We start from the raw sequence: 24,386 nt of genomic DNA on the forward strand, positions 1-24,386 counted from the left end.
TTTTTGATGCAGCACAGCAAGTGAGCTGCGGGCATAAGCTTATTGCGTGAGCTGCTCTCAAATTTGCAGCGTATGACAGTACGTAATTTCCCCATTCTGGTGAATGCGGGTCGGGAATGCACCAATTCATGGTATTGACATGAAAAAGGCGTTGCATTGACGGACTCTCTGCCCCGGAATGCGCTTGCAGCGACAATAGCGCCATCGATTGCAGCCGATGCGGCGCGCTTCTTTGGCGCATCGCACGCCGGTCTTGCGCAAGCGCTGCGCTTTTTGGCGGCAGGCTTGATACAGTTTTAAGAAAGATTTGCCATGTTGTTAGAAGCTTCCGAGTCGCAACTGGTTCTGGTGGACTACCAGGACAAGCTGATGCCCGTCATCCATGAAGGCGCACAAGCGCTGGCCAATGCCGTCAAGCTGGCCAAGATGGCGCAGTTGCTGGAGGTGCCTGTCTGGGGAACGGAGCAGAACCCCTCGCGCCTTGGCGCCAACAATGCGGAGCTGAAGGCGCTGTGCCAGAAGACGCTGGAGAAAATGTATTTCAGCGCCGTGCCTGAGGGTCTGGGTGAATGGCTGCGTCCTCCCGCCAAGCCGCAAGGCGGCAATGCGCGCAGCTTGCCCAAGCATCTGCAAAAGCCTCAGCAGCAGGCGCCCGAGCGCAATATGGTGGTGATTGCGGGTTGCGAAACCCATGTGTGCCTGTTGCAGACGGCCCTGGAGCTGCTGGAAGATGAGTTCGATGTGTGGGTGGTGACGGATGCTTGCAGTTCGCGAACCGAGCGTAACCGGGATGCGGCATTTGACCGTCTGGCGGGTGCCGGCGCCGAACTGGTGACCACCGAGATGGTGATGTTCGAGTGGCTGCGCACCTGCGAAGACCCTGCCTTCAAGGAGATGCTGGCTCTGGTCAAGTAATCGCTTGCAGCTATTCAGGAAATAAGCGCCTTTGGGCGCTTTTTCTTTGGGCGATGCATTGGCGCGTCAGATCTCTATTCAGTGATGTTCAGGTCTCAGGAGCCGAGCCCGGCCCGGCGACGGCCTTCATGGGTTGAGCCACTACACCAAGCTGCATGGATGCAGTTGTCAAGCGCTGTCAGTTTTTGGCAAGCGCATTATGAATAATTATGAATTCAGAAAGCTCTCTGCAAAAGACGGAGAGTCAAGGAGACATATTCATGACCACGCGTTTCGACGATTTTTATCAGCGTTCCATTGATGACCGTGACGGCTTCTGGGCGGAGCAGGCCGGCCTGGTCGATTGGCAGCAGAAGCCCCAGCAGATCTGTGATTACAGCCAGCCGCCATTTGCCAAATGGTTTGTGGGCGGCACCACCAACCTCTGCCATAACGCCATCGATCGTCATCTGGCGGCGCGCGGCGATCAGAATGCGTTGATCGCCATTTCCACCGAAACGCATACCGAAAAGGTCTACAGCTACCGCGAGCTGCATGCGGAAGTCAATCGCATGGCAGCCGTGCTGCAGTCGCTGGGTGTGCAAAAAGGCGACCGTGTACAGATCTATATGCCCATGGTTGCCGAGGCCTGCTTTGCCATGCTGGCCTGCGTGCGCCTGGGCGCCATTCACTCCGTTGTGTTCGGTGGCTTTGCCTCGGGCGCACTGGCGTCGCGTATCGATGATGCCGAGCCCAAGGTCATCATCAGCGCCGATGCGGGCTCGCGCGGCGGCCGCGTCGTGGCTTACAAGCCTTTGCTGGACGACGCGCTCAGGCAGTCCAGCCACCAGCCTGCTGCCGTGCTGATGGTCAACCGCGGACTGGCTGAAATGCCCATGAAGGCCGGCCGCGACCATGACTGGTCGGCCTTGCGCGCCCGGAACCTGGATGCGCAGGTGGATTGCGTCTGGGTGGAGTCAACCCATCCCAGCTACACCCTCTACACCAGCGGCACCACGGGCAAGCCCAAGGGGGTGCAGCGCGATACGGGCGGCTATACCGTGGCACTGGCGGCCAGCATGCCGCATATCTTCGATGCCCAGGCGGGGCAGACCTTCTTCTGCACCAGCGATATCGGCTGGGTCGTGGGTCATAGCTACATCATCTATGCGCCGCTGATTGCGGGCATGGCCACGGTGATGTACGAGGGCCTGCCGGTCAACCCCGATGCAGGCATCTGGTGGAGCATTGTCGAGAAATACAAGGTCACGCACATGTTCTCGGCGCCAACGGCGATTCGCGTGCTCAAGAAGCATGATGCCGATTACCTCAAGCGCTACGACATCTCCAGCCTCAAGGCTCTGTGGCTGGCCGGCGAGCCGCTTGACGAGCCCACGGCGACGTGGATCAGCCAGGCCATCAACAAGCCCATCATCGACAACTACTGGCAGACCGAGACCGGCTGGCCCATCATGACGCTGTGCAACGGCGTGGAAAAGCAGGCCACGCGCTTTGGCAGTCCGGGCCGGGCGGTCTATGGCTACAACGTCAAGCTGATCGATGACGCCAGCGGCGAGGAGTTGCTCCAGCCGAACCAGAAGGGCGTGCTGGCGATTGAAGGTCCGCTGCCGCCCGGTTGCATGCAGACGGTCTGGCGCGACGACAACCGCTTTGTCAACACCTACTGGAAGAGCATTCCGGGTCGCCTGATCTACAGCACCTTTGACTGGGGTATCCGCGATGAGGACGGCTATTACTTCATCCTCGGCCGTACCGACGATGTGATCAATGTGGCAGGCCATCGTCTGGGCACGCGCGAGATCGAGGAGAGCATCTCTGCCCATGCCCAGATTGCCGAAGTGGCCGTGGTCGGCGTTGCCGACAATCTCAAGGGCCAGGCTGCGCTGGCCTTTGCCGTGGTGCGCGATGCCGCCTTGGTGGCCGATGAGGTCTCCAGCAAGGCTCTGGAAGCCGATGTGATGAGGCTGGTCGACGCGCGTCTGGGAGCGGTTGCGCGTCCGTCGCGTGTGATCTTCGTCACGGCTCTGCCCAAGACGCGCAGCGGCAAGCTGCTGCGCCGCGCCCTGCAGGCCGTGGCCGAAGGTCGTGATCCCGGTGACCTGAGCACCATGGAAGATCCGGCGGCTCTGGCCCAGGTGCAACAGCAGCTGTAACTTCCGCAACGGTTGTTGCGGAGCTTCACTCCCTTGGCCAGCGCCGGCGGGACGGCGCGCCGGGATTTCGGCGAATCCAGAGTTCAAGGCCTGCGACCATCAAGGCGCAGGCCTTGCTGTTTGCAGCCTAAAATCGCCCGATCACGCTGCGCAGTCCGCTGCCTGGCGCCATGGAATTGAAAAACTTCGAGAAAGAGCTGTCGTGCAAGTTGCATCCTCCATCTTCAAGGCCTATGACATTCGCGGCATCGTGCCGTCGACACTGACTGAAGACGTCGCCCGTGGCATCGGCCGCGCATTCGGCATGGCAGCGCTGGTCGCCGGTGAAAAAACCGTGGCGGTTGGGCGTGATGGCCGTCTGTCGGGTCCCGCGCTGTCGGCCGCATTGATGCAGGGCCTGACCGAGGTGGGCGTGAATGTGATCGACATCGGCCTGGCCACCACGCCCATGCTGTACTTTGCCGCCGCCACCTTGTGCACCAGCGGCATCCAGGTGACGGGCAGCCACAACCCCAAGGATTACAACGGCTTCAAGATGGTGCTCGCAGGCCGCGCCATTTATGGCGATGAAATCCAGGCCCTGCGCGTGCGCATGGAAACCGAAGACTGGGCAATTACCGGTGCCGGACAGATCAGCCGGGCCGATGTTCTGGCCGATTACACCGCCCGCATCGTGGGCGACGTGAAGCTCGCGCGGCCCATGAAGATTGTGGTGGACTGCGGCAACGGCGTGGCCGGTGCATCGGCTCCTGCCATCTTCCGTCAGCTGGGCTGCGAGGTGATCGAGCTATTCTCTGAAGTCGACGGCAACTTTCCCAATCATCATCCCGATCCCAGCAAGCCCGAGAACCTGCGCGATGTGATCCATGCCCTGCAGACCAGCGATGCCGAGCTGGGTCTGGCCTTTGACGGTGACGGCGACCGCCTGGGCATTGTGACCAAGGACGGCCAGAACATCTTCCCCGACCGTCAGATGATGCTGTTCGCCAAGGATGTGCTTTCGCGAGTGCCCGGCGGCTCCATCGTGTTTGACGTCAAGTGCACCCAGCGTCTGGCCCCCGAGATCGAAGCGGCCGGCGGCAAGGCCGTGATGTACAAGACCGGCCATTCGCTGGTCAAGGCTCGCATGAAGGAGCTGGGTGCGCCGCTGGGCGGAGAGATGAGCGGCCATATCTTCTTCAAGGAGCGCTGGTACGGCTTTGACGATGGCACTTATGCAGGCTGCCGTCTGCTCGAAATCGTCAGTCGCGAAACCGACCCCAGCGCACTGCTCAACGCGCTGCCCACCAGCTTCTCCACGCCCGAGCTCAATGTGGCTTGTGCCGAAGGCGAGCCCCATCGTCTGGCGGCCGAGCTGCAGGCGCTCGCTGCTACTGAGTTTGCTGAACCTGCCCGGGTCAGCACCATTGACGGCCTGCGCGTGGACTGGGCCGACGGCTTTGGTCTGATTCGCGCCAGCAACACCACGCCGGTGCTGGTGCTGCGCTTTGAAGGCCATACACAGCAAGCCTTGCAGCGCATAGAAGCGCAGATGCTGGCCTTGCTCAAGCGCGTCAAACCTGACGCCCAGGTAGGCGCTTCTGCGCACTGACCGACGCAGCGCTCAAGCATGGCCAAACCGGCTCCCATGAGCTTTGCCCGTGCGCTGTTCAGTGCGCTGGCCTGGGCGGTGCAGCCGCTGCTGCGGCGCAAGCTGCGGCGCAGGGCGCTGGCTGAGCCTGGCTACGGCGTGGCCGTGCCTGAACGCTTCGGCCATTACCAGCCTGCAGATCTGGGGTGCGATGGACGCGGCCGATGGGTGTGGATTCATTCGGTGTCGCTGGGCGAGACCCGAGCTGCCGCCATTCTGATCAAGGCCTTGCGCGAGCGCATGCCGGCTATGCGTCTGCTGCTGACGCATAGCACTGCGACGGGGCGAGAAGAGGGCGCAAAGCTTCTCCAATCAGGCGATGTTCAAGTCTGGCTGCCTTGGGACACGCTGGGCGCAACGCAGCGCTTTATTGCGCAGTTTCACCCCGCCGCGGGTGTGCTGATGGAAACCGAGATCTGGCCCAATCTGATTGCAGGCTGTGCCAACGCAGGCATTCCCCTGGTGCTGGCCAACGCGCGGCTCAATGCCAAGTCCGAAGCGGGGGCGCTCAAGATAGGGTCGATTTCGCGCCCGACCTATAGTGCACTGGCAGCCGTCTGGGCACAGAGTGAGGAAGATGCGCGCCGCCTGCGTAATGTGGGCGCGCAGGTCAGCGCCGTGCTGGGCAATCTGAAATTTGATGTGCAGCCCGACGAGCATTTGCTGAGTCTGGCTGCGAGCTGGAAGCAGCGCTTGAGCAAGCCCGTCGTGCTCTTTGCCAGTAGCCGCGAGGGCGAAGAAGCCCAGCTGCTGGAGCAGCTTAGAAGCCAGCCGCAAGCAATGCAGGCTGTGCAATGGCTGATCGTGCCGCGCCATCCGCAGCGCTTTGAGTCAGTGGCGCAGCTGATTGCGGATGCGGGCTTTGCGGTATCAAGGCGCAGCCAGTGGGGAGCGCAGCCACCCGCGCTGGCCAACGCTATCTGGCTAGGCGATTCCTTGGGCGAGATGCCGCTGTACTACGCCATGTCGCATCTGGCGTTGATGGGCGGCAGTTTTGAGCCTCTGGGCGGGCAGAATCTCATTGAAGCGCTGGCCTGCGGCACGCCCGTGATTCTGGGGCCACATACCTTTAATTTCAGCCAGGCGTCTGAGCTGGCCGTGCAGGCCGGTGCAGCCATTCGCAGTGCCGATATGGCCCAAGCTGTGCAGGATGCGCTGGCCAGGGTTCAGAACGGTGCCGACTTGGAAGCCGCCAGCGCCAAAGCACATGACTTCATGGCGCAGCATCGCGGCGCAGCCGGTGCTACGGCGGATGCGATTGTGCGGCTGATGAACTCCTGAAATAAGAGCTGCTTGCGCTGATTCAGCAAGTATTTCAGATAAGAAATAGCTAAATTATGTTTTGTATAAAGCGCTGACAGCTATTGTTTCAGTAGCGATTGCTTCACCATTGTTCCCGCTAGCTGTTTCGCTACTTAACGTGCTTTGCGTTGGGGCGCTGCAGGTAGGGCAGGTACTGCGGGTGTTTGGGGCGTGGTTTTTTGAACGACCGGCGCTGGCAAAGTCAGGCTGTCAATGCTGCGCAGATCATCATCTGTCAGCACGCCCGCAGCCTGCTTGAGCTTGAGCTGGCCCAGCAGCACCTGATAGCGGGCATTGGCCAGATCGCGCTCGGTCTGGTAGACCTGACTCTGAGCATTGAGCACATCGATATTGATGCGCACGCCAACCTCATACCCCATTTTGTTGGCTTCCAGCGAACTCTGGCTGGAGGCGAGCGCGGCTTCCAGTGCCTTGACCTGGGCCTGGCCGGATTGAACGCCCAGGAAGGTTGTGCGCGTAGCCTGCTCCACGTTGCGGCGGGCATCGTCGAGCTGGGCGCGGGCTTTTTCCTCCAGCGCCACGGTTTCCCGGATGCGGTTCTGCACCGCAAAGCCCGCAAACAGCGGCATGTTCATGACCACGCCGATCTGGGCTGCGTTGGTGCGATAGCTCAGGGGAATGGATGGGGTCATGGAGCCGTTGGGATAACGGTTGACCACATAACCGGCCTGCAGGTCCACGGTGGGCTTGTGGCCGGCCTCGGCCTTCTGCGTGTCCAGCCTGGCGATGTCCAGGGCCAGCTGGGCCTGGCGCAACTGGGGCTGGGCGGCCAGTGCCTTGTCCACCCAGTCTTGCATATTGTCGGGCTCCACCCTGGGCAGGGTCAGCGGCGCAGCCAGCGGCGTGGGCTGAATGCCGACGCGGCCCACGAGCTGGTCCAGGGCCACGCGCTTGACCTGCAGGTCATTTTGCGCAGCGATTTCCTGGGCCGTGGCCAGATCGAAGCGTGACTGGGCTTCGCGTGAATCGGTGATGGTGGCCGTGCCAACTTCGAAATTGCGTTTGGCCATCTCGAGCTGGGTGCTGATGGCCTGCTTTTGCGACTGGGCCACCTGCACGCTGTCTTGGGCCGCCAGCACATCGAAATAAGCCTGGGACACACGCACGATCAGGTTCTGTGCAGCCGCATCCAGCTGAGCCTGGGCCGCATCCACGCCGCGCTGCCCCTGCTCGTAGGCAATCTTGTTGGCCGGACGGTACAGCGGCTGCTGGGCGCTGAGCTGCACGTTCTGCTGTGTGTTGTTGAAGCTGCTGGCCATGCCGGGAATGGGCACGGAGGTATGGATGTCCACATGGGTGCGGTTGGCACCCGCTGACAGCCCCACGTTGGGCAGCAGCCCGGACAGGGCCTGATCGGCGCGGCTGGCAGCCGCTCTCGCATCGGCTTGCTGTGCCTGCCATGAAGCGTCATAGCCGCGGGCCTGGGCCACCAGCTCTGACAAGGTCTGCGCCTGTGTCTGAGCGCCGGCCCACGCCAGCAAAACTCCCAAGGAAATGGCACGCAGCGCGTGGGCGGAGGGGGCTTGCAGAGGCCTGGGCAGCTTGGTCATAGATGTCAGGTTTGGGCGGTCTCGATCACAACGGGGAACTCAACAGGCAGGAGGCGGGGACGTCGGACGGTCTCAGTAACGGGGGACGCTGGGGTCTGCGCTGAGCGACCAGGCATCAATGCCGCCGGTGATGTTGCTGACGTCCTCAAAGCCGTTGTTGACCAGAAACGCAGCCACGCTCATGCTGCGTGCGCCATGGTGGCACAGGCAGGCGACGGGGTGGTCGGGGTTCAGCTCCTGCAGACGGCCGGGGATATCGTGCATGGGAATGCAGCGCAGCTCGAAGCCTTCACCGGGCTGGATGCTGGCCAGGGTGACTTCCCAGGGCTCGCGCACATCCAGCACCACAGGCTTGATGCCATCCGCGGCATGAGAGGCCAGCCATTGCTGGAACTGGGCGGGCAAGACCTGGGTCAACATAAAAAACTCCTGGTGGCCAGCCGTCGAATCTGCGGGCCGGCCCTGACACTGAAAGACAGGCCCTGCTAGATGCGCCGATGTGTCAGGGCGCAGGAAGCAGGGCGAACGCAACAAGCGTTTAGAACGAGAAGCGCGAAGGCTCTTCAAAACCCACGAGGCGCGTGGCAGCGGTATCCCAGGGTTGCTGGACTTCGAAATTGCTGCCGTTCTTGGTCACCAACGTGAAGCGCATCACGGGCATGTGACCGACGATGGCGGCAATGCGGCCACCTTCGTTGAGCTGGGCGTAAAGGGCATCGGGAACCTGTGCCACCGAGCCGCTGAGCACGATCACGTCAAACGCGCCCTGCGCCAGGGAAGCGGTGGCACCGTTGGCCAGCTTGACTTCGACATTCTTGACGCCGGCGCTCAGCAGATTCTCACGGGCCATTTCGGCCAGCTCGGGGTCGATCTCCAGCGTCACCACTTCCTTGGCCTGGGCGGCCAGCAGGGCTGCCATGTAGCCGGAACCGGTGCCGATCTCGAGCACGCGGTCGGTGGGCTTGATCTTCACGTCTTGCAGCATGCGCGCTTCGATCCTGGGTGCCAGCATGTGCCAGCCTTTGGCGGCAGCTTCTTCGGCAGTGCCCTTCAGGGGGACTTCAATGTCCATATAGGCCATGTTCGCGTATTCGGGCGACACATAGTCTTCACGGTGGACCTTGCCCATCAGCTCCAGCACGGACTCGTCCAGCACGTTCCAGGGACGGATTTGCTGTTCGATCATGTTGAAACGAGCCTGCGCGTGCACATCGCGCGGGTCCACTTGGGCATTCATTGGCAGGGCCATGGTATCTCCGGGGAAAGACTTATCAGGACAAACCATCGATTCTACGAGCCTCGGAGGCTTCTTGCGGCGGCTCGGCGCTTTTTGAGGGGGCGCCAGACCATTTACGGCGCATCCAGTTGGCAAAATCATCGAGATAGCAGTACACCACGGGCACCACGACCAGGGTCAGCAGCGAGGAAGTGATGACGCCGCCAATCACGGCCTGGCCCATGGGGGCGCGCTGCTCGGAGCCTTCGGTGACTGCAAAGGCCAGCGGCACCATGCCGAAGATCATGGCTAGCGTGGTCATCAGAATCGGGCGCAGGCGCACGCGGGCCGCCAGCAGCAGCGCTTCATTGCGCGGCAGGCCTGGCTCGGTCTGGCCGCTGGCATCGTTGGTGCGGGGCTCACGGGCGCGAATGGCAAAGTCCACCAGCAAAATGGCGTTCTTGGTCACCAGACCCATGAGCATGACCACGCCGATGATGGAGAACATGGACAGTGCCGAGCCAAACATCATCAGGGCCAGCACCACGCCTATCAGTGTCAGCGGCAGCGAGGTCATTAGTGCCAGGGGCTGCAGAAAGCTCTTGAACTGGCTGGCCAGAATCATGTAGATGAAGATGATGGCAAGCATCAGCGCGGAAATCGCGTAGCCAAAGGATTCGGCCATGTTCTTGGCCGCGCCGCTGAACTGGTAGCTGTAGCCGGGCGGCATGGGTACGGCGGCCAGCGCCTGCTTGATATCGGCCGTGACCTCGCCTGTGCTGCGCAGATAGACATTGGCGTTGATGGCGACCTCGCGGTTGAGATTGCGGCGGTTGATCTGGCTGGGGCCGGTGCTGTCCACCACGCTGGCAAACTGGTTCAGGCGCACGATGCGCATGCCGCCATCGCCGGCCGCCAGTGCAAACGGCAGGCGTTCCAGGTCCTGGGGCGTGGTGCGCGCCTCGGGCTCGAGCCTCACGTTCACGTCATAGGTCTGGTCGTCGCTGGCCCGCCAGTTGCCCACGGTCTGGCCGGCGACCCAGGTGCGCAGGGCACCGGCCATGTTGCCTATCGACAGACCCAGGTCGGCCGCTGCATCGCGATGGACCTCGATATTGACCATGGGCTTGTTGGGCTTGAGGCTGGAGTCCAGATCGACCAGGCCCGGGATGTCGGCTATGCGCTCCTGCACGATCTGGCTCAGGCGGGCCAGTTCGTCCAGATCCGGGCCCATGAGCGAGAACTCGACTTGCTTTTGCCCCCCCACGGCCTCGCGCAGGCCTACATGGGTGAGCTTGATGCCCGCAATCGCCTGCAGGCTGGGGCGCAGATAGGCCGAAATCTCGTCCACATTGCGGCTGCGCTGATGACGGTCAACCAGTCGCACATAGATATTGGCGTAGTTCTTGCCGTTGGCATTGCCGGTGTTGATGGTGGTCAGCGTGTAGCGCACCTCGGGCAAGGCGCGCAATATGTCCGTCACCTGCCTGGCCTTGGTTTCGGTGGCTTCGATCGAGGAGCCTTCAGGGGTGTTGAAGCTGATCGAAGTTTCCGAGAAGTCCGCTTTGGGCACAAACTCGGTGCCAAGCAAGGGTACAAGAGCGATGCTTGCTATGAAAATAATGAATGCCAGCGCCAGGGTGAGCAGCTTGTGGGCCAGCGACCAGCGCAGTATGCCCTGGTAGAACTCCGAGAGCCGATCGCTCATGCGCTCCACCCAGGCCGTCACGCGCCCCAGCGTGCGGTCGTACAGGCTTTTGCTGCCATGCTCGCCATGGGCATGAATCGCCGGGTCATGCCAGACGCTGGAGAGCATGGGGTCCAGCGTGAAGCTGACGAACATGGAGATCAGCACGGCCGCCACGATGGTGATGCCGAACTCATGGAAGAACTGCCCGATGATGCCGCCCATAAAGCCTATGGGTAGAAATACGGCGACGATGGAAAGCGTGGTGGCGAGCACGGCCAGCCCGATCTCCTGCGTGCCTTCCATGGCTGCCTGATAGGCGCTTTTGCCCATCTGCACATGGCGCACGATGTTCTCGCGCACCACGATGGCATCGTCGATCAGCAGGCCCACGCACAGCGAGAGCGCCATCAGTGTGACCATATTGATGGAAAAGCCGAACCAGTACATGAAGAGGAAGGTGCCGATCAGCGCGATGGGCAGTGTCAGCCCCGTGATCACCGTGGAACGCCAGGAGTTGAGGAACAGAAACACGATGAGCACCGTGAGCAAGGCACCCTCGATCAGCGTCTGGCGCACGTTGTCCACGCCCACGCGGATGGCGCGCGAGTTGTCGGCAATTGCCTGCAGGCGCACGCCGGGCGGCAGCTCGGGGGCGATGGCCTTGATCGCTGCATTGAGGCCGTCGACCACCTCGATGGTGTTCTCGTCCTGAGCTTTTTGAACGGACATCAGCAGGGTACGACTGCCGTTGTACAGCGCCAGGGTCTGCAGCTCCTGCGCATCGTCCTGCACGCGGGCCAGCTGGCCGACGCGGATCGGAGCGCCATTGCGGTGGGCCACGATGATGCGGGCGAATTCCTCGGGGCGCTGAATGCGGGCATCGATCTGCACCACGCGTTCCTGGGCCTTGGAGCGGATCGCACCCACGGGCAGATCCTGGTTCTCGGCCCGCACCGCCTGGGCAACCTGCTCGGGGGTGATGGAGTAGGCCTCAAGCGCCCGTGGGTCCAGATAGACGTTGATCTCGCGCTTGGTGGCTCCCACCATGTTCACGGCGCCCACGCCGCGCACGTTCTCCAGCCGCTTTTTCAGCACCTGGTCGGCCCAGCTTGTCAGTGCAATCGCATCGGGTGGTGTCACGCTCTGGCCATCGGGGGCGGTCTCGCCGTGCAGGGCATGGGGGTCTGGCAGCACGGCCAGCGACCAGACAGCCGTGCTTGCCGGGTCGAAACGGATGACACGCGGTTCCTTGACCTCGTCACGCAGAGTGGGGCGCACCGAGGCGACCTTTTCGCGCACATCGTCTGCAGCGCGGCGGCCATCTATGTGCAGCTGGAACTCGATGATGACGACGCTGGTGCCTTCGTAGCTGCGCGAGGTCAGGGCATTGATGCCCGCGACCGAGTTGACGGCCTCCTCGATCTTCTTGGTAACCTCGCTTTCCACGATCTCGGGCGAGGCTCCTGGATACTCGACAGTGACCACCACCACGGGAAATTCGATGTTCGGGAACTGGTCGACCTTGAGCCGCTGGTAGGAAAAAATGCCCAGCACCACAAAGGCCAGCATGAGCATGGTGGCCAGGACCGGGTTTTTCAGGCTGATGCGCGTGAACCACATTTATGGGCTCCCGGGACGATCTGCATCCGCCCCCTTGGCGCTGGGGGCTGCAACCGCAGCCGGGCTTGACGCTTCAACCAGCGTGCCTTCGCGCAGACCGCCGGTGCTGCCGGCCAGTATCCGGTCGCCCGCATTCAGGCCCTTGAGGATCTGCACCCAGGTTGCACCTTCATGGGCGGACTGGCGCCCCAGTTCCACGGTCTTGTGGATCACGCGAAGCTCTGTGCGGCCGGCCACCTCCTGGGCACGCTCCGGTGCGACTGCGGCCACGGCCGGCTTGCCGGCTTGCAGCACTTGCACGTAGGGCAGGGGCTTATCGGTGCGCACGGCGACCAGAGGCACGGCCAGCTGGCTGTCCTTGCCGGTCAGTATGCTCCCCTGCAGGAACAGGCCGGGGCGCAATTGGGGAGCGCGCTGGCTGCTATTGTTTTTGGCGGCCTCGTCCTCTTGTACCGCCAGATAGGCCGCCACCGTGCGCGAGCCGGTCTGGGCGCTGGGGTTGATGCGTACCACCTTGGCGCTGATGGCCGTCATGTCCTGAGGGGCACCTGGCACTTGCAGCTCGGCGATCTGGCCGACCTGGACTTGTACCGAATCTGCGGGTGCCAGCTGGGCCATGATTTCCAGCTTGGCTGGATCGACGACTTCGACAATGCGCGCTTCCACACCGACGCGCTCGCCGTTCTGGACAAAGCGTTGGGCAATCCGCCCACTCATGGGGCTGGTGATGACGGCGTCGGTGACGGACTTGCGGGCCGCATCGGCGGCAGCCTGGGCGGCGGCCAGATTGGCGCGGGCCGAATCCAGGTTGGCCTGAGAGGTCAGCAGCGCCGTGGTGGAGATAAAGCCTTTTTGCACCAGGGACGCATTGTTGTCCTGATTGCGCTGGGCAATCGCCAGCTGGGCTCTGGAAGCGTCGGCCTGCTGCTGGGCCTGGCGCCAGCGTGCCTCGGCCTCCGTGGCATCGACGCGCGCCAGCTGCTGGCCCTTGCGCACGCTATCGCCTTCGCGCACCGTCAGGCCGCGCAGCTCGCCCGCGACATAGGCCTTGACAACGGCCGAGTTCACCGCTTGCACCACACCGTTGAGCGGAACACCCAAGGCAAGCTGAAGGGGCTGGACCGTTAGAACCTCCTGGGCAGTCAGCTGTATGGGCAGCTCCAGAGGCACCGCTGCATGGGTCGCGGCCTGCTTTTTATGCTGCAGATTGACGAGTGCGCGCAAGCCGATGACGGCCAGCAAGCCGATGAGGGCCAGACCCAAGGCCCAGCGGCCGGAACGCTTCATGGTGTGTATCCCTCCGAGGCAGGTTTTTCTGTTCTATGCGCCACATGGTAGGTGCGCCGGACACGGCTTGCATTGCAAATGCAGCAAGCAGTGTAGTGGGCGCCCTGCAGCATAGCGGGGCCGCAATCGCTGTCATTGGTGAAAATGGGTAGTTGATTTGAGCTACGCTTGACGCGTCTTAAAAACCAAGGAGCCGGTGATGGCAGCGGAAACCATTTATCTGGGCGGAGGTTGCTTCTGGTGTACCGAAGCCGTCTTCGACCGTGTGCGCGGCGTTGTCGATGTGCAGAGCGGCTATGCCAATGGCGATCTTGATCATCCCAGCTACGACGATATCTGTACCGGCCAGACCGGCCATGCCGAGGTGGTGAAGCTTGATTTCGACCCCGCGGTCATCAGCCTGCGCGATGTGCTGCTGATCTTCTTCGGCACCCATGATCCAACCACGCTGAACCGGCAGGGCAATGACGTGGGCACCCAATACCGCAGCGCAATCTTCACCACCGACGCGCAGCAGGCGACTGTGGCCCGGGCATTGGTCGAGGAAATGCAGAATGAAAAAGCGTTTGATGCGCCCATGGTCACCCAGATCGAGCCTCTGACCAACTACTGGCCCGCCGAAGACTACCATCAAGACTATTTCCTGCAGCACCCGGGACAGGGCTATTGCGCTTTTGTGGTCGGTCCCAAGGTGCAGAAATTCCAGAAGGCCTTCTCGCGCTGGCTCAAGAATTAAGCCCGGCTTGCCGCGCAGGGCCCGCGGTGCAGATACACTTTGCAACCCCCGGCAGCTTTGCTGCTGCCGTGCCGACCGAGACCGCATTTACCCCTGAACGTGTCACATCACTCCCGCCTGCGCACAAACAGCCGTCCAGCATCCGCTGGCGGTGGCGCCAGCCTGCGTGAAATCTGGGTGATGCGCTGGCTGATGGGCCTGCTGGCCCTGGCCATGGTGCTGGGGCCGACGCTGGGCCAGATGCACCGTGCTGTTCACGCGGTCAACACAACCCCGGCCAAGTCCTATGTGGCGCACAGCCAGCCACTGCCGGCCCTGTCGGCTGCGGCTGGTGACTGCCAGAGTGACAACAGCGGCTGCACCCCGCACGAGGATTGGGTCCATGCGCTGTTTGCGGGTCACGGCCCGGCCGAATGCCAGCTGCTGGACCAGGCCAATCATGGCTATGCCGGGCCTGTGGCTGTGCTCGCTTTCAGTGCGCCGCCACCTGACAGTTTCATCCCCCGGCCTTTTGCTCCTGCGCCCAGAGCCGTCTTTATTGCAGCGCCACTCGCTGCGCGTGCGCCCCCTCTGTCTCTCAGCTCCCTGGCCTAGGTTGGAGCCATGCTGCGGCATGGTTCGTCGCCTACGTCAGAAACTTCAGAATTGATAGCTGAAAGCGCTTTGTACATAAGCGATTTAGGCTGTTTTTATTGAATTTCCGTGCGTACTTTCTTTGATGGTCTGCGTGCGCACGGTTGTTTGTGGAACTGAGATGTCTCAACGTTTTTCGAATTCTTCCGCCCATTCCTTGCGCCGCTCCCCTAAATCGGCTCTCGCCCGCGCCATCGATGCGCTGCAGCCAGCAGGGCGCGGGCTGGCTCTGGGCACGGGCCTGCTGGCCTGTTCATCCCTGGCCTTTGCACAGTCCGATGCGGCCAAGCAGGAGTCCAGTCTGGCTGAGGTGACGGTGTCGGCGACCGGCATGGCCGCCGGCGATATGGCCACGCCCGTGCAGGTGCTTGGCGAAGAAGAACTACGCCTGCGCCGTGCGGCAACCCTGGGCGAAACCCTGGCGGCCGAGCCCGGCATCAATGCCAGCCATTTTGGCGCGGGAGCCAGCCGTCCCGTGATTCGCGGCATGGATGGTGCACGGGTCTCTGTGCTCAGCGATGGCTCGGAGTTGCTCGACGCATCGACCGTCAGCCCCGACCATGCGGTGACCACCGAGCCTTTGCTGGCCCGGCAGATCGAAGTGCTGCGTGGCCCTTCGGCCTTGCTTTACAGCCCTGGCGCCATGGGTGGTGTGGTGAATGTGCTGGATGGCAAGATTCCGACCCAGGCGCCCGAGAAGGGCCTGGAAGGTTCGGCCGAGGTGCAGGCTGGCACAGCTGCAGGCATGTCGGCAGGTGCGTTCTCCCTGACCACGGCCACACCGCTGAAGAACGATTACGGCCAGCTCGTGCTGCATGCTGAAGGCGTGGCGCGCAACGCGGGAGACTATCGCGTGGGCAGCGGCTGGGGCCAGAGCAAGGTTCCGGGCAGCTTCAGCCGCGGCAACACGGGCAGCGTGGGTCTGTCCTGGGTTGGCAATCAGGGCTATCTGGGCCTGGCCTACACGCGCCAGCAGGCCAAATACGGCTTGCCCGGCCATCAGCACAGCTTCGAAGGCTGCCACGCACATGGTGATCACCTGCATTGCGGCTCCCATGACGGGCACGACCATGATCATGAGGAAAGTGGCAGCGTGCCCGTGGTCGATCTGACCAGCGAGCGCTGGGATCTGCGTGGCGAATGGCGCAAGCCCACCGCCGGCATTGCCGCGCTGCGTCTGCGTGGCGGTCTGACCAATTACCGTCACGACGAGATCGAGGACGGCAGCGTTGCCACCCAGTTCAGAAACAAGGCCCATGACCTGCGCCTAGAGATGGAGCATGAGCCCATCGCCGGCTGGCGTGGCACGCTGGGTCTGCAAACCCTCAAGCGCCGCTTCAGCGCCACGGGCGAGGAGGCCTATGTGCAGCCCACGGATACCCAGCGTCACAGCCTCTATCTGCTGGAGGAATATCGCTGGCAGGATTGGAGCTTTCAGGGAGCCTTGCGCCACGACCGCCAACGCGTGGAGGCCGAGCTGAGCAACGAGCGTCGCAGCCACAGCGCCACTTCGGCGTCGCTTGGCACGGTCTGGAAGTTCCAGCCTGGCTACAGTGCATCGGCCTCGTTCACCAGCGGCAGTCGCATGCCCACGGCGGAAGAGCTGTTTGCCAACGGTCTGCACATGGCCACGGCAACCTACGAGATCGGCAATCCCAATCTGTCACGCGAGCGCTCGCAGGCGCTGGACCTGGGCCTGGCCAAGACGGCCGGTGATACGACCTGGAAGCTCAATGCCTATCACTACCGCATCAAGGGCTATATCTACGGCGCCACGCTGGATGCCCACGAAGGGCTGCAGCTGCTGCAATACACCCAGGGCAATGCGCGCTTTACGGGCTGGGAGGCTCAGCTGAGCCAGCGCCTGAGTCGCGAGTTGAGCCTGAGTGTGTTTGGCGACGGTGTGCGTGCGCGTCTGGAAGACGGCTCTGCGCTCCCACGCATCCCGGCCTTGCGTGCCGGCTTGCGTGTGAACGCTCGTCTGGCCGGCTGGGACACCATGGCTGAATGGACCCAGGTGCTGCGCCAGAACCGCACAGCCCAGTACGAAACCCAGACGCCGGGCTACGGCATGCTGAACCTGGGCGCCAGCTACCTCTGGAGGAGTGGCGGCAACCAGTGGCAGTTCTATGTCAAGGGCCAGAACTTGACCAACCGTCTGGCCTACGCTGCAACCTCGTTCATCAAGAGTGCTGCACCTTTGACGGGTCGTAATCTGGTGGTCGGTCTGAGAATGGACTTCTGAAGCCGCTCTTTGTGAGCTAAATGACATCCAGCCCAGGTTTGCCCTGGGCTGGATGTCATGGCTATAGATAGTGCTGCAGATGGCGCAGGGAACGAGTGCTGTCCACGCCTATCCTGGCAATCACTTTCGATTCGGGCACGCCGGCGCGCAGCCATTGCACGATGGCCGTGTTGCGCAAGACCTGCGGCCCCACGCGCTGCAGCGGAAATTTCTGGCTGTCCTCGGGCTGGGCCTGATGGGCGCGCTGGATGATCTGCGAGGCCACATGGAACAGCATGCGTACCGACAACTCGCCGCCACGGCGCGAATAGAAAACGATATGGTTGCCGTCAATCACCGACGGCCCGCGCTGTGCGGCGCTGAATCTTCTCCAGCTTTGCAAGGCCTGGGCCACAGAGTCGGGCAGCTCAAGCAGCCTTTGCTGAGCATTTCTGCCGCCTTCTATCTGCAGATAGCGGGGCAGGGGCGACTCTCCGTTCGCAATGCTCTCCGAGCTGCCAACCCAGACCTGATTTGCGCTTGAAAGCAGGTTCTTCCATAGCAGGCAGCGCACCTCTTCGGGGGCCAGAGCCATCTCGTAGAGCAACAGCACAATGGCTCGGTCGCGTGCGTCCTGATAACCATCTGCGCGGGGAAAGTGCCTTGGCAGTGACTGCCAGAGCAGGGGAGGCAGGCAATGGCCCATGCCGTCTTCCGAGGGAGGTCGCTCGGCTGGCTCAAGACCAGTTGCGGGGTTGGCGCTGATCCAGCCGTGCGCCATCGCATGGTCATAGATGCGCTCCAGCAGCCGCCAGTAGCGGCGGCGGGTGACCGGGCTTACCTTGCGCTCAGGGTGGTGGTGCGCACGTTGACCATCGCGTATCTGCAAGAAGCTCTGCACATCCAGCTCTGTGGCCTGATGCCAGGACTTTGAAGAACGTGGCCTGCGGGCTGGGCGCTTTTTGTCGGCGATAGCAGCCTGTCCAGACAGATGCATCAACCAGGCCTGCCAGACCTTTTCATAGTTACCGTCAGGGGAGGTGTCCAGCGCATCCCAGCTCTTGCTGCCCTCATGTTCGAGCCAGTCGCGAAACAGCTGGTTTCCAGTTGGCAGTGTGGATGGATCTGGAGACTGCTGATCCGGAATGTTTCTGTCTTGCATGCGATGAGTTTAATGTAACTTACATGAATTTGTTATCACTACCAATAAAAATATATTCACTTAGCCGCAAGCCTGAAGTGATCAGCGAAGAGGGCGCTTTCTGTCGTAGCGCCCTCACATTTTCATGAAGGATCCATCAAAACTCAGGGTGCCAGTCGCTCACGAATCCAGTGCTGACCTTCCTGGCGGTAGCTCAGGCGGTCATGCAGCCGGCTCTTGCGCCCTTGCCAGAACTCCCAACGCTCGGGCACAAGACGGAAACCGCCCCAATGGGGAGGCCGGGGAGGATTGAGCAAAAACTGCGCACTGTATTTGGCGGCATTTGCCACCAGCACGCTGCGACCACTGATGACCTGGCTTTGTGGACTGGCCCAGGCACCAATCCTGGAATCCAGCGGGCGGCTGGCAAAGTAGGCATCGCTTTCCTCGGCGCTGACTTTTTCCACACGGCCTTCGATGCGCACCACACGCTCGAGCTCCACCCAGTGAAATTGCAGGGCAGCGAAGGGATTGCCTGCCAGTTGCTGGCCTTTGCGACTGTCGTAATTGGTGTACCAGACGATGCCACGTTCGTCATAGCCTTTGATTAGCACGATGCGCGTGCTGGGTCGCAAGTCGCCGCTCACGGTTGCCACAGTCATGGCATTGGGCTCGGGTACCTGGGCTCTCACGGCTTCCTGTAGCCATTGATCGAACTGCTGCAGGGGATTCTGGTTAGAAGCGGATTCGCTCAACTCTGCGCGTTCATAGCTTTTGCGCAGATCGGCAATGGATGAAGATAGGCTGCTCATGTTCACATTGTGCCGCGCAGCCAAAGCCGGCGTTATGCTCGACAGCAATATGAATCAAGAAGTTTTGCGCGCTCCCGCGATCGATCCCGGTCAGCCCTGTGTGCTGATTCTCGCTGCGGGCAGGGGTGATCGATTCCTCGCATCGGGCGGTTCCAGCCACAAGCTCAAAGCCGTACTGGGCCTGCAAACCGTTCTGCAGACCACGCTGGCTGCAGTGAAAGCCTCGGGCCTGCCTTGGCATCTGGAATCCGGACCGCATCCCGGCATGGGCGATAGCATTGCGGCAGCCATCAAGGCCACGGCTGGCGCCAAAGGCTGGCTGATCCTACCCGCAGATTTGCCCTTGATTCAACCCAGTACGCTTCGACAACTGGCTTTGCAGTTAGTACAGCTAGACAGTTGTGATCTGCATGTGATTCAACCCTTCTATCAGGGCCAAAAGGGCCATCCCGTGGCTTTCAGTCGTGCAGCGGCTCAGGAGCTTGCCCAGCTAAGTGGCGATCTGGGTGCGGCTTCCATCGTGCGCAAAGCGGCGGAGAATCAGTGTCTGCAACGCTGGGACTGCGATGACATAGGCTGCGTGCTTGATGTGGACACCGTGCAGGCCTTGGAAGAGGCCCGCAGGATCTGGCAAGAACGCAGTTCTTGATCGTTTAAAAGCCCCTGATGGAGGGGCCTGACTCGATAACCTTTGAATTCGCCGAGCTTGTCTTGCTTGGTCGAGGTGTATCAACCAAGGCCCGGTTCCGACAGTTAGGCCTTGTCCTTCAAATGCGCGCTCGCTACTCTTTCCTGTTCGGGGGCGAGAGCGGCAAGCTTCAGGCGCCGCGCTCAATAACGGCACAAGCCAGGCGCGCGCCGGAATTGCCAGTCGGCTGGGTCGTGTAGTCATCCGGATCGTTGTGAACGATCAGCGATCGACCCAGAATGCCGTTGCTGCCTCTGTCCAGCTTGAGCTCCTTGCTCACAAAATCGATAGCTGCCACGCCTTGGGTACCCGCATCCAGGCTGGGCAAATCGCCGATGTGGTGGGGCTTGCTGTCGCCGAATTTGCCGTGCGCCTGCTGTCCCGGGTTGAAGTGGCCGCCAGCGCTCAAGCCGTCTCCGCTGGAGCAGTCGCCTTTTTCATGGACGTGAAAGCCGTGCTCGGTATTCGGCGCCAGCCCTTCAACGCGGCCTTTTACTCGCACGCTACCGTCAGGCTGTGGGAAGAACTGCAAAGTGCCCGTTACCTGGCTGCCCTTGGTAGCTTCCAGGCGTGCAATTGACTGCACGCCTTTGCCGGGACTTGCCGCTGGAGCGGCTTCAGAAGAAGAGGGCGCTGCCGTGTTGCTGGTCGTGGAGCAGGCTGTCATGACCAGGCTTGCGACAATCGTCAGACCTGCCCAGACAGGGCGCGAAAAGAGGGGGGCAACACGGTTGGGGGACATGGCAGTCTTTCCGAATTCAAAAGGGCATTGTGCCCCGGATCGTCAGAATTTCAAGTGTTTTTGCCCTGTAGCCCAATACAGCAAAGCACTGTTAGCTATGTTTCAAATAGCAGCAAAAGACAGGCAACCGCTTTGTTGGAAATCTGCGTAGGCCAACAGGCGCTTGAGTGCCTTGTCGTCGATGCCCAGCCGTTGCAGTTCCTCGAAAGTGGCCTGTGCATAGTCCAGCGTTGTGCCATATATGCCCTGGGCCTGAGAGAAAATGCGCCGGTATTCATCCGGCGCCAGCTCGCCGGTGTGGTGCGGGCTTTGGCGCGAGAGCGTGAATGCCAGGGCCTTCACCGCCCCATGGGGCGTGCGGCAAGGCAGCCAGCGCGGGTCATAGACGGCATTGGGCATCTCACGCAACCAGAGCTTGCGCATCACGGTATCGCCTTGGTTGCGGGGAATACGGAAGGCCATGCCCTGGCAGCTGCCGCCAGAGAGCATGCCGAACACCAGGCCTGGCACCTGGGGCGTGCCACGATTGATGGTGCTCCACATTTTGAGAGCACGGTGCCAACCATGCACATGGGCCGCGCGACGTTCGCTGAAGTCAAATTCGGGGCGCCAGATCAGGGAGCCATAGCCAAAAATCCACAAATCCTCATCGCCTCCCCACTGCGCCAGAGCCCGCTCCAGCATCTGGTCAGCATCACGCATGGAATGGTTCAACAAGGGCAGGGCGGACATGGAAACTCCTCAAACCGGATTCAGGACTGAATTGACTTTGATATATAACGCGCGGGCGCGCCGTCGGTGCACCTGTACGCACGCGAAGGCGTAAAAGCAACGCTTTCCCGCAGTGAAACGTCCGAGATTTGAATCTTTTTTGCGATTGCAGCCGCAGCCGCCGTTAGGGCGTTTCACGGCAAGCCTCTAGAATGCGTGATTTTGTCGCTTTGCCAGCCGGACACTTGGAATCGGCGGGCCGCAAAGCGTCATGAATACAGGTTTCGTACTTTCATAATCACCCGCAAATACGGAGATTTCATTCATGTCCTTCAATAGCTCTGACGACGATAGCCAGCAACGCTTTGCCCTGGGTTTTCTGTTTGCCCTGATCGCTCTGGTTGTCTCCACCGTCGTTGGCACCGTCGTCTACAAGCGCGGTATTTCCCATGCTCCCAAGACTGAAGCAGCTGTGTCCGCACCCAGCGCTACCAACGTGCCTGTAGTGGTGGTTGAAGAGGCTGCCCGCGTGATCGTGGAAAACGGTGTGGTCAAGTTCTACTTTGTCTCGGGCAAGGCGGAAGTGGCCGCTGGCGCCAACGAAGCGCTGAGCAACGTGGTCAAGGGCGTGGCTGAAGGCAAGCGCGCCGTGATCTCCGGCTTCCATGATGCAACCGGCAGTGCTGAAATCAACGCGGAACTGGCCAAGCAACGTGCGCAAGCCGTCCAGGCCGCTCTGGAGGCACTGGGCGTGGCTGAAGACAAGGTCGAGCTGAAGAAGCCCGAGCAATCTCAGGCCGATGGCTCCAATGCCGAAGCTCGTCGTGTGGAAGTGATTCTGGCCGACTGATAAACCCAGTTCTCTTGCCCAAAGCCCGATATGGCATTCGCTGTATCGGGCTTTTTGCTGTTTGCAGCAGAGCAAGGATCAGTTGTTTTCAATGAATCCAGCTGCCGGAGGCTTGCCCAGGGCAATGACTCTTTCAATGCCGCCGGCATCGATCTGGCGCATGACAAACGATCCCCGCGCAAAGCGCATGGAACGGATCTGCCAGCACCCGTTGATGCGCTCGTACTCGTCACTGTACTGACCTGAGAGATTGACGATGGTGCGTTCCTTGACATTGATCTGGCAGAACTCCAGATCCCACAAACCTTTTGCAATATCAGCTCCCGTAAAGCAGATCTGAGGGTTGTGGCCGTGGTGCATGTCCTGGATGGACGGATTGGCAACCGCCAGTCTGGTGAAGGTGTCAACCCATTCTTCGCGATCCGTAAAAGCAGGAAAACCATCGGCTTCGATGACAGCGCCATGCTCCACAAAGCAATCACGCATGGCGTTCGGCTGCTTCTGATCGCAGGCTCGCAAGTATCGAGCCTTCAAGGCCTGTATCGACTGAATATCCTCAAGATGCTGCAAACGCTGCTGAAGTTGCTCCAGAACCGAGTCACTCATTGCCTGTCTCCTGATTTGTGTTGGAGTACTGAGTCTTGAATGACGGCCGATGACTGAAAACCCATGTTTGGACGATAGGTAGCCCGTTCAGGCAAAAAAAAGCGGCAACCATGTGCCGCTCGGTCTAGGAATCTGAAGAAAAGAATTAACGCAGACCGGTGCCGGTGCCCAGATCATCTTTGCGTTGGATCAGTTCAATCTTGTAGCCGTTGCGCTTTTGGCTGTGATTTATGAAAATATATATAAATCAATGGCTTGCATATCTGTTCAAAAGCCTGAGTCCGCTCAAATACGTTGAAAACCTGCTCCAGCCGCCACAAAATGGCGGCCAAGACTCCATCTGACGCACGTAGATATTAGATGGAACGAGAACTTAGGAGCAGGGGTTTATGGCCAAGCCAAGACAGAAAGCATCAGGGAAGTGGGAGATAGGTTTGCGGCATCCATCGCTTCCCCACGGCCGTAAATATTTCACCTTCGACACCGAGGCCGAGGCCATTGCCTATTCACAGCAGTGGAAGCTCATGAAAGATTCCGGCCTCCCGCCACCCCGTGAGCTGCTGGACGCTGACAACGGCTATGGAAACATCCGGCTGTCGCGTGTCTTGGGTGAATGGGAGCAGAGTGGTTTCGCGGCGCCGACCCAGATCCTCACAATCTCAACAGTGAATCGTGAGGTGGGCACGATCAAGCTGACGGAGGCGTCATACAAGTGGCTGCAGGGCTATATCCAATGGCTCAAGGTCGAAAAGCAACTCACCCCGCAGTCGATCCGCCATCGCGTTCAATGCCTCGGCCGCGCGATCGACGAGTACCTACGCAATCACCCGGCCATGTTCATGCAGAACCCGACAAAGCTGCTGCCCAAGGGATACTCGACTTACAGCGACATTGACGCCAAGCTATCTGTTGCCAATGGTGGTGAGGCAAAAGCCAATGTGCAGCGCGATCGACGCCTGCGCCCCGGCGAGGAAGAGAAGATTGTCCAGGTGCTGTCCGGCTATGAGCGCCCAGACCGGCCGCGCGGGTTGCGGCTCCAGGGTGGTAATGCGCTGCTAACCCTGTTCAAGCTGATCCTTGGTACGGGCCTGCGCCTGAAAGAGGCAGCCACGCTAAAGCGCTCTCAGGTGGATATGGACACGAAGGTCATCCGGGCCCAGAGCTCAAAGCAATGGCGGGGAAAGGTGGTGTTCCGGGAGGTTCCAATGTCGCCGGCTGTGCACCGAGCGCTCTCTGACTATCTGGAAACACGCGCCATGCTGCCAGGAGCATGGCTGTTTCCGTTCATGGAGGAAGAGGGGGTAAAGGAATACAGGACCGTCAGCAGCAGGCTGTCGGACAGATTCCGTGTGGCATTCGAGTACATGGAGATCATGGACCTCCACGAACACGACTTGAGACACGAAGCCACCTGCCGATGGCTTGAGATGAGAGACGCAAGCGGAAGTTTCTTGTTCCGCCTGGAGGAAGTGAACCGGATCATGGGCTGGGCGCCAGGCTCAGCCATGGCCCACCGGTATGCAAGTTTCAGAGCCGAAGACATGGCCGCTAAGCTGTGGCCGACCTCGGCAGGGCCGGAGGCGATTGCCGGCGGGGCTTGATTGATCTGACGTTTGTAGCGGAGTGGTCACTCTTTCCGCGGTCAATTCGGCGTCGCTCTGCTTCTATCCTGGCTCGCTCAGCCAGGTAGGCCAGCAGGTCGGCCCGAATGAAAACCCAGCCTCTCCCGATTTTGAGTCCTGGCAATTCGCCATTGCGTGCCATTTCCTCAACTGTGGCAGGCGTGCAGTCCAGCAGCTTGGCACAGTCTTCAGCGTTGATGGTGTCTGTCATTGGTACTCCAAAAAGAAACCCCGCAT

The 24,386-nt window shown here is 61.0% G+C and carries 21 protein-coding genes; 10 read left to right on the forward strand and 11 right to left on the reverse strand.

Annotated elements, in window-relative coordinates; genetic code table 11:
• Positions 1 to 312 precede the first annotated feature (312 nt).
• The 4 genes from P353_RS26140 to P353_RS26155 all read left to right on the forward strand — a co-directional run bounded on the left by P353_RS26140 (position 313) and on the right by P353_RS26155 (position 5,979).
• Positions 313 to 915 (forward strand): isochorismatase family protein, encoded by a 603-nt coding sequence (locus P353_RS26140; RefSeq protein ID WP_003055289.1) that lies wholly within the window; start codon positions 313 to 315, stop codon positions 913 to 915.
• 260 nt (positions 916 to 1,175) lie between these two features.
• Positions 1,176 to 3,068 (forward strand): propionate--CoA ligase, encoded by a 1,893-nt coding sequence (locus P353_RS26145; RefSeq protein ID WP_034376213.1) that lies wholly within the window; start codon positions 1,176 to 1,178, stop codon positions 3,066 to 3,068.
• Positions 3,069 to 3,270: 202 nt separating this feature from the next.
• Positions 3,271 to 4,659 (forward strand): phosphomannomutase/phosphoglucomutase, encoded by a 1,389-nt coding sequence (locus P353_RS26150; RefSeq protein WP_034376097.1) that lies wholly within the window; start codon positions 3,271 to 3,273, stop codon positions 4,657 to 4,659.
• An 18-nt stretch (positions 4,660 to 4,677) separates the two neighbouring features.
• The gene (locus tag P353_RS26155; protein WP_034376098.1) at positions 4,678 to 5,979 is read left to right on the forward strand and encodes a 3-deoxy-D-manno-octulosonic acid transferase; all 1,302 of its coding nucleotides are present in this window, start codon (positions 4,678 to 4,680) and stop codon (positions 5,977 to 5,979) included.
• 134 nt (positions 5,980 to 6,113) lie between these two features.
• Here the strand turns inward: P353_RS26155 and P353_RS26160 are convergent, their stop codons facing one another.
• The 5 genes from P353_RS26160 to P353_RS26180 form a co-directional block, all read right to left on the reverse strand.
• Entirely contained in the window at positions 6,114 to 7,571 is a 1,458-nt protein-coding gene (locus tag P353_RS26160) for a TolC family outer membrane protein (protein WP_034376100.1), read from the reverse strand.
• Between the two features lie 72 nt (positions 7,572 to 7,643).
• A complete protein-coding gene (locus tag P353_RS26165) occupies positions 7,644 to 7,991 on the reverse strand; it encodes a rhodanese-like domain-containing protein (protein ID WP_034376103.1) in 348 nt (115 codons plus the stop codon).
• A gap of 118 nt (positions 7,992 to 8,109) precedes the next feature.
• Positions 8,110 to 8,820: a protein-L-isoaspartate O-methyltransferase family protein gene (locus tag P353_RS26170; RefSeq protein ID WP_034376106.1), complete on the reverse strand. Its 711-nt coding sequence runs from the start codon at positions 8,818 to 8,820 to the stop codon at positions 8,110 to 8,112.
• Between the two features lie 22 nt (positions 8,821 to 8,842).
• Positions 8,843 to 12,097 carry an efflux RND transporter permease subunit gene (locus P353_RS26175; RefSeq protein WP_034376109.1) on the reverse strand — a complete coding sequence of 1,085 codons (3,255 nt, stop codon included), beginning with the start codon at positions 12,095 to 12,097 and terminating at the stop codon, positions 8,843 to 8,845.
• Positions 12,098 to 13,384 carry an efflux RND transporter periplasmic adaptor subunit gene (locus tag P353_RS26180; RefSeq protein WP_034376112.1) on the reverse strand — a complete coding sequence of 429 codons (1,287 nt, stop codon included), beginning with the start codon at positions 13,382 to 13,384 and terminating at the stop codon, positions 12,098 to 12,100. It lies immediately after the preceding gene.
• Positions 13,385 to 13,583: 199 nt separating this feature from the next.
• Between P353_RS26180 and msrA the strand changes: the two genes are divergently transcribed.
• From msrA to P353_RS26195, 3 genes are all read left to right on the forward strand, one after another.
• Positions 13,584 to 14,120, forward strand: a complete 537-nt coding sequence (gene msrA, locus P353_RS26185; RefSeq protein ID WP_034376114.1) for a peptide-methionine (S)-S-oxide reductase MsrA — start codon at positions 13,584 to 13,586, stop codon at positions 14,118 to 14,120.
• Positions 14,121 to 14,219: 99 nt separating this feature from the next.
• Entirely contained in the window at positions 14,220 to 14,714 is a 495-nt protein-coding gene (locus P353_RS26190; RefSeq protein ID WP_232776930.1) for a hypothetical protein, read from the forward strand.
• A gap of 160 nt (positions 14,715 to 14,874) precedes the next feature.
• Complete coding sequence (locus tag P353_RS26195) at positions 14,875 to 16,998, forward strand: TonB-dependent receptor domain-containing protein (RefSeq protein ID WP_034376118.1); 2,124 nt, start codon at positions 14,875 to 14,877, stop codon at positions 16,996 to 16,998.
• Positions 16,999 to 17,059: 61 nt separating this feature from the next.
• On the opposite strand, the gene P353_RS26200 is transcribed toward P353_RS26195, so the two are convergent.
• Positions 17,060 to 18,139 carry a tyrosine-type recombinase/integrase gene (locus P353_RS26200; protein WP_034376120.1) on the reverse strand — a complete coding sequence of 360 codons (1,080 nt, stop codon included), beginning with the start codon at positions 18,137 to 18,139 and terminating at the stop codon, positions 17,060 to 17,062.
• A gap of 143 nt (positions 18,140 to 18,282) precedes the next feature.
• The gene (gene pdxH, locus P353_RS26205) at positions 18,283 to 18,930 is read right to left on the reverse strand and encodes a pyridoxamine 5'-phosphate oxidase (protein WP_034376122.1); all 648 of its coding nucleotides are present in this window, start codon (positions 18,928 to 18,930) and stop codon (positions 18,283 to 18,285) included.
• Positions 18,931 to 18,964: 34 nt separating this feature from the next.
• On the opposite strand from pdxH, the gene P353_RS26210 reads away from it, so the two are divergent.
• Positions 18,965 to 19,579: a nucleotidyltransferase family protein gene (locus tag P353_RS26210; protein ID WP_034376215.1), complete on the forward strand. Its 615-nt coding sequence runs from the start codon at positions 18,965 to 18,967 to the stop codon at positions 19,577 to 19,579.
• 169 nt (positions 19,580 to 19,748) lie between these two features.
• On the opposite strand, the gene P353_RS26215 is transcribed toward P353_RS26210, so the two are convergent.
• Together P353_RS26215 and P353_RS26220 are read right to left on the reverse strand one after the other, a co-directional pair.
• Positions 19,749 to 20,360: a superoxide dismutase family protein gene (locus P353_RS26215; protein WP_034376123.1), complete on the reverse strand. Its 612-nt coding sequence runs from the start codon at positions 20,358 to 20,360 to the stop codon at positions 19,749 to 19,751.
• 102 nt (positions 20,361 to 20,462) lie between these two features.
• Entirely contained in the window at positions 20,463 to 21,092 is a 630-nt protein-coding gene (locus tag P353_RS26220) for a gamma-glutamylcyclotransferase (protein WP_034376125.1), read from the reverse strand.
• A 304-nt stretch (positions 21,093 to 21,396) separates the two neighbouring features.
• On the opposite strand from P353_RS26220, the gene P353_RS26225 reads away from it, so the two are divergent.
• On the forward strand, positions 21,397 to 21,921 hold the full coding sequence (locus tag P353_RS26225) for an OmpA family protein (protein WP_034376128.1): 525 nt from the start codon (positions 21,397 to 21,399) through the stop codon (positions 21,919 to 21,921).
• Between the two features lie 78 nt (positions 21,922 to 21,999).
• Here the strand turns inward: P353_RS26225 and P353_RS26230 are convergent, their stop codons facing one another.
• Complete coding sequence (locus P353_RS26230; protein ID WP_034376131.1) at positions 22,000 to 22,527, reverse strand: nuclear transport factor 2 family protein; 528 nt, start codon at positions 22,525 to 22,527, stop codon at positions 22,000 to 22,002.
• A gap of 389 nt (positions 22,528 to 22,916) precedes the next feature.
• Here P353_RS26230 and P353_RS26235 point away from each other — a divergent pair, with 389 nt between their 5' ends.
• Positions 22,917 to 24,128, forward strand: a complete 1,212-nt coding sequence (locus P353_RS26235) for a tyrosine-type recombinase/integrase (RefSeq protein WP_034376134.1) — start codon at positions 22,917 to 22,919, stop codon at positions 24,126 to 24,128.
• On the opposite strand, the gene P353_RS30395 is transcribed toward P353_RS26235, so the two are convergent.
• Entirely contained in the window at positions 24,076 to 24,360 is a 285-nt protein-coding gene (locus tag P353_RS30395; protein ID WP_080750692.1) for a helix-turn-helix domain-containing protein, read from the reverse strand. The two genes, P353_RS26235 and P353_RS30395, sit on opposite strands and share 53 nt — an antisense overlap.
• Positions 24,361 to 24,386 lie beyond the last annotated feature (26 nt).

This window comes from Comamonas testosteroni (genome assembly GCF_000761245.1).
Classification (GTDB): Bacteria; Pseudomonadota; Gammaproteobacteria; order Burkholderiales; family Burkholderiaceae_C; genus Comamonas; species Comamonas testosteroni_C.

Excerpts from the sequence above, each read along its gene's own strand:
- P353_RS26215 (WP_034376123.1), bottom strand. The coding sequence starts at position 20,360 with ATGTCCCCCAACCGTGTTGCCCCCCTCTTTTCGCGCCCTGTCTGGGCA.
- P353_RS26225 (WP_034376128.1), top strand. The coding sequence starts at position 21,397 with ATGTCCTTCAATAGCTCTGACGACGATAGCCAGCAACGCTTTGCCCTG.
- pdxH (WP_034376122.1), bottom strand. The coding sequence starts at position 18,930 with ATGAGCAGCCTATCTTCATCCATTGCCGATCTGCGCAAAAGCTATGAA.
- P353_RS26145 (WP_034376213.1), top strand. The coding sequence starts at position 1,176 with ATGACCACGCGTTTCGACGATTTTTATCAGCGTTCCATTGATGACCGT.
- P353_RS26235 (WP_034376134.1), top strand. The coding sequence starts at position 22,917 with ATGGCCAAGCCAAGACAGAAAGCATCAGGGAAGTGGGAGATAGGTTTG.
- P353_RS30395 (WP_080750692.1), bottom strand. The coding sequence starts at position 24,360 with ATGACAGACACCATCAACGCTGAAGACTGTGCCAAGCTGCTGGACTGC.
- P353_RS26160 (WP_034376100.1), bottom strand. The coding sequence starts at position 7,571 with ATGACCAAGCTGCCCAGGCCTCTGCAAGCCCCCTCCGCCCACGCGCTG.
- P353_RS26210 (WP_034376215.1), top strand. The coding sequence starts at position 18,965 with ATGCTCGACAGCAATATGAATCAAGAAGTTTTGCGCGCTCCCGCGATC.
- P353_RS26220 (WP_034376125.1), bottom strand. The coding sequence starts at position 21,092 with ATGTCCGCCCTGCCCTTGTTGAACCATTCCATGCGTGATGCTGACCAG.
- P353_RS26230 (WP_034376131.1), bottom strand. The coding sequence starts at position 22,527 with ATGAGTGACTCGGTTCTGGAGCAACTTCAGCAGCGTTTGCAGCATCTT.
- msrA (WP_034376114.1), top strand. The coding sequence starts at position 13,584 with ATGGCAGCGGAAACCATTTATCTGGGCGGAGGTTGCTTCTGGTGTACC.
- P353_RS26175 (WP_034376109.1), bottom strand. The coding sequence starts at position 12,097 with ATGTGGTTCACGCGCATCAGCCTGAAAAACCCGGTCCTGGCCACCATG.
- P353_RS26180 (WP_034376112.1), bottom strand. The coding sequence starts at position 13,384 with ATGAAGCGTTCCGGCCGCTGGGCCTTGGGTCTGGCCCTCATCGGCTTG.
- P353_RS26155 (WP_034376098.1), top strand. The coding sequence starts at position 4,678 with ATGGCCAAACCGGCTCCCATGAGCTTTGCCCGTGCGCTGTTCAGTGCG.
- P353_RS26200 (WP_034376120.1), bottom strand. The coding sequence starts at position 18,139 with ATGCAAGACAGAAACATTCCGGATCAGCAGTCTCCAGATCCATCCACA.
- P353_RS26195 (WP_034376118.1), top strand. The coding sequence starts at position 14,875 with ATGTCTCAACGTTTTTCGAATTCTTCCGCCCATTCCTTGCGCCGCTCC.
- P353_RS26140 (WP_003055289.1), top strand. The coding sequence starts at position 313 with ATGTTGTTAGAAGCTTCCGAGTCGCAACTGGTTCTGGTGGACTACCAG.
- P353_RS26170 (WP_034376106.1), bottom strand. The coding sequence starts at position 8,820 with ATGGCCCTGCCAATGAATGCCCAAGTGGACCCGCGCGATGTGCACGCG.
- P353_RS26165 (WP_034376103.1), bottom strand. The coding sequence starts at position 7,991 with ATGTTGACCCAGGTCTTGCCCGCCCAGTTCCAGCAATGGCTGGCCTCT.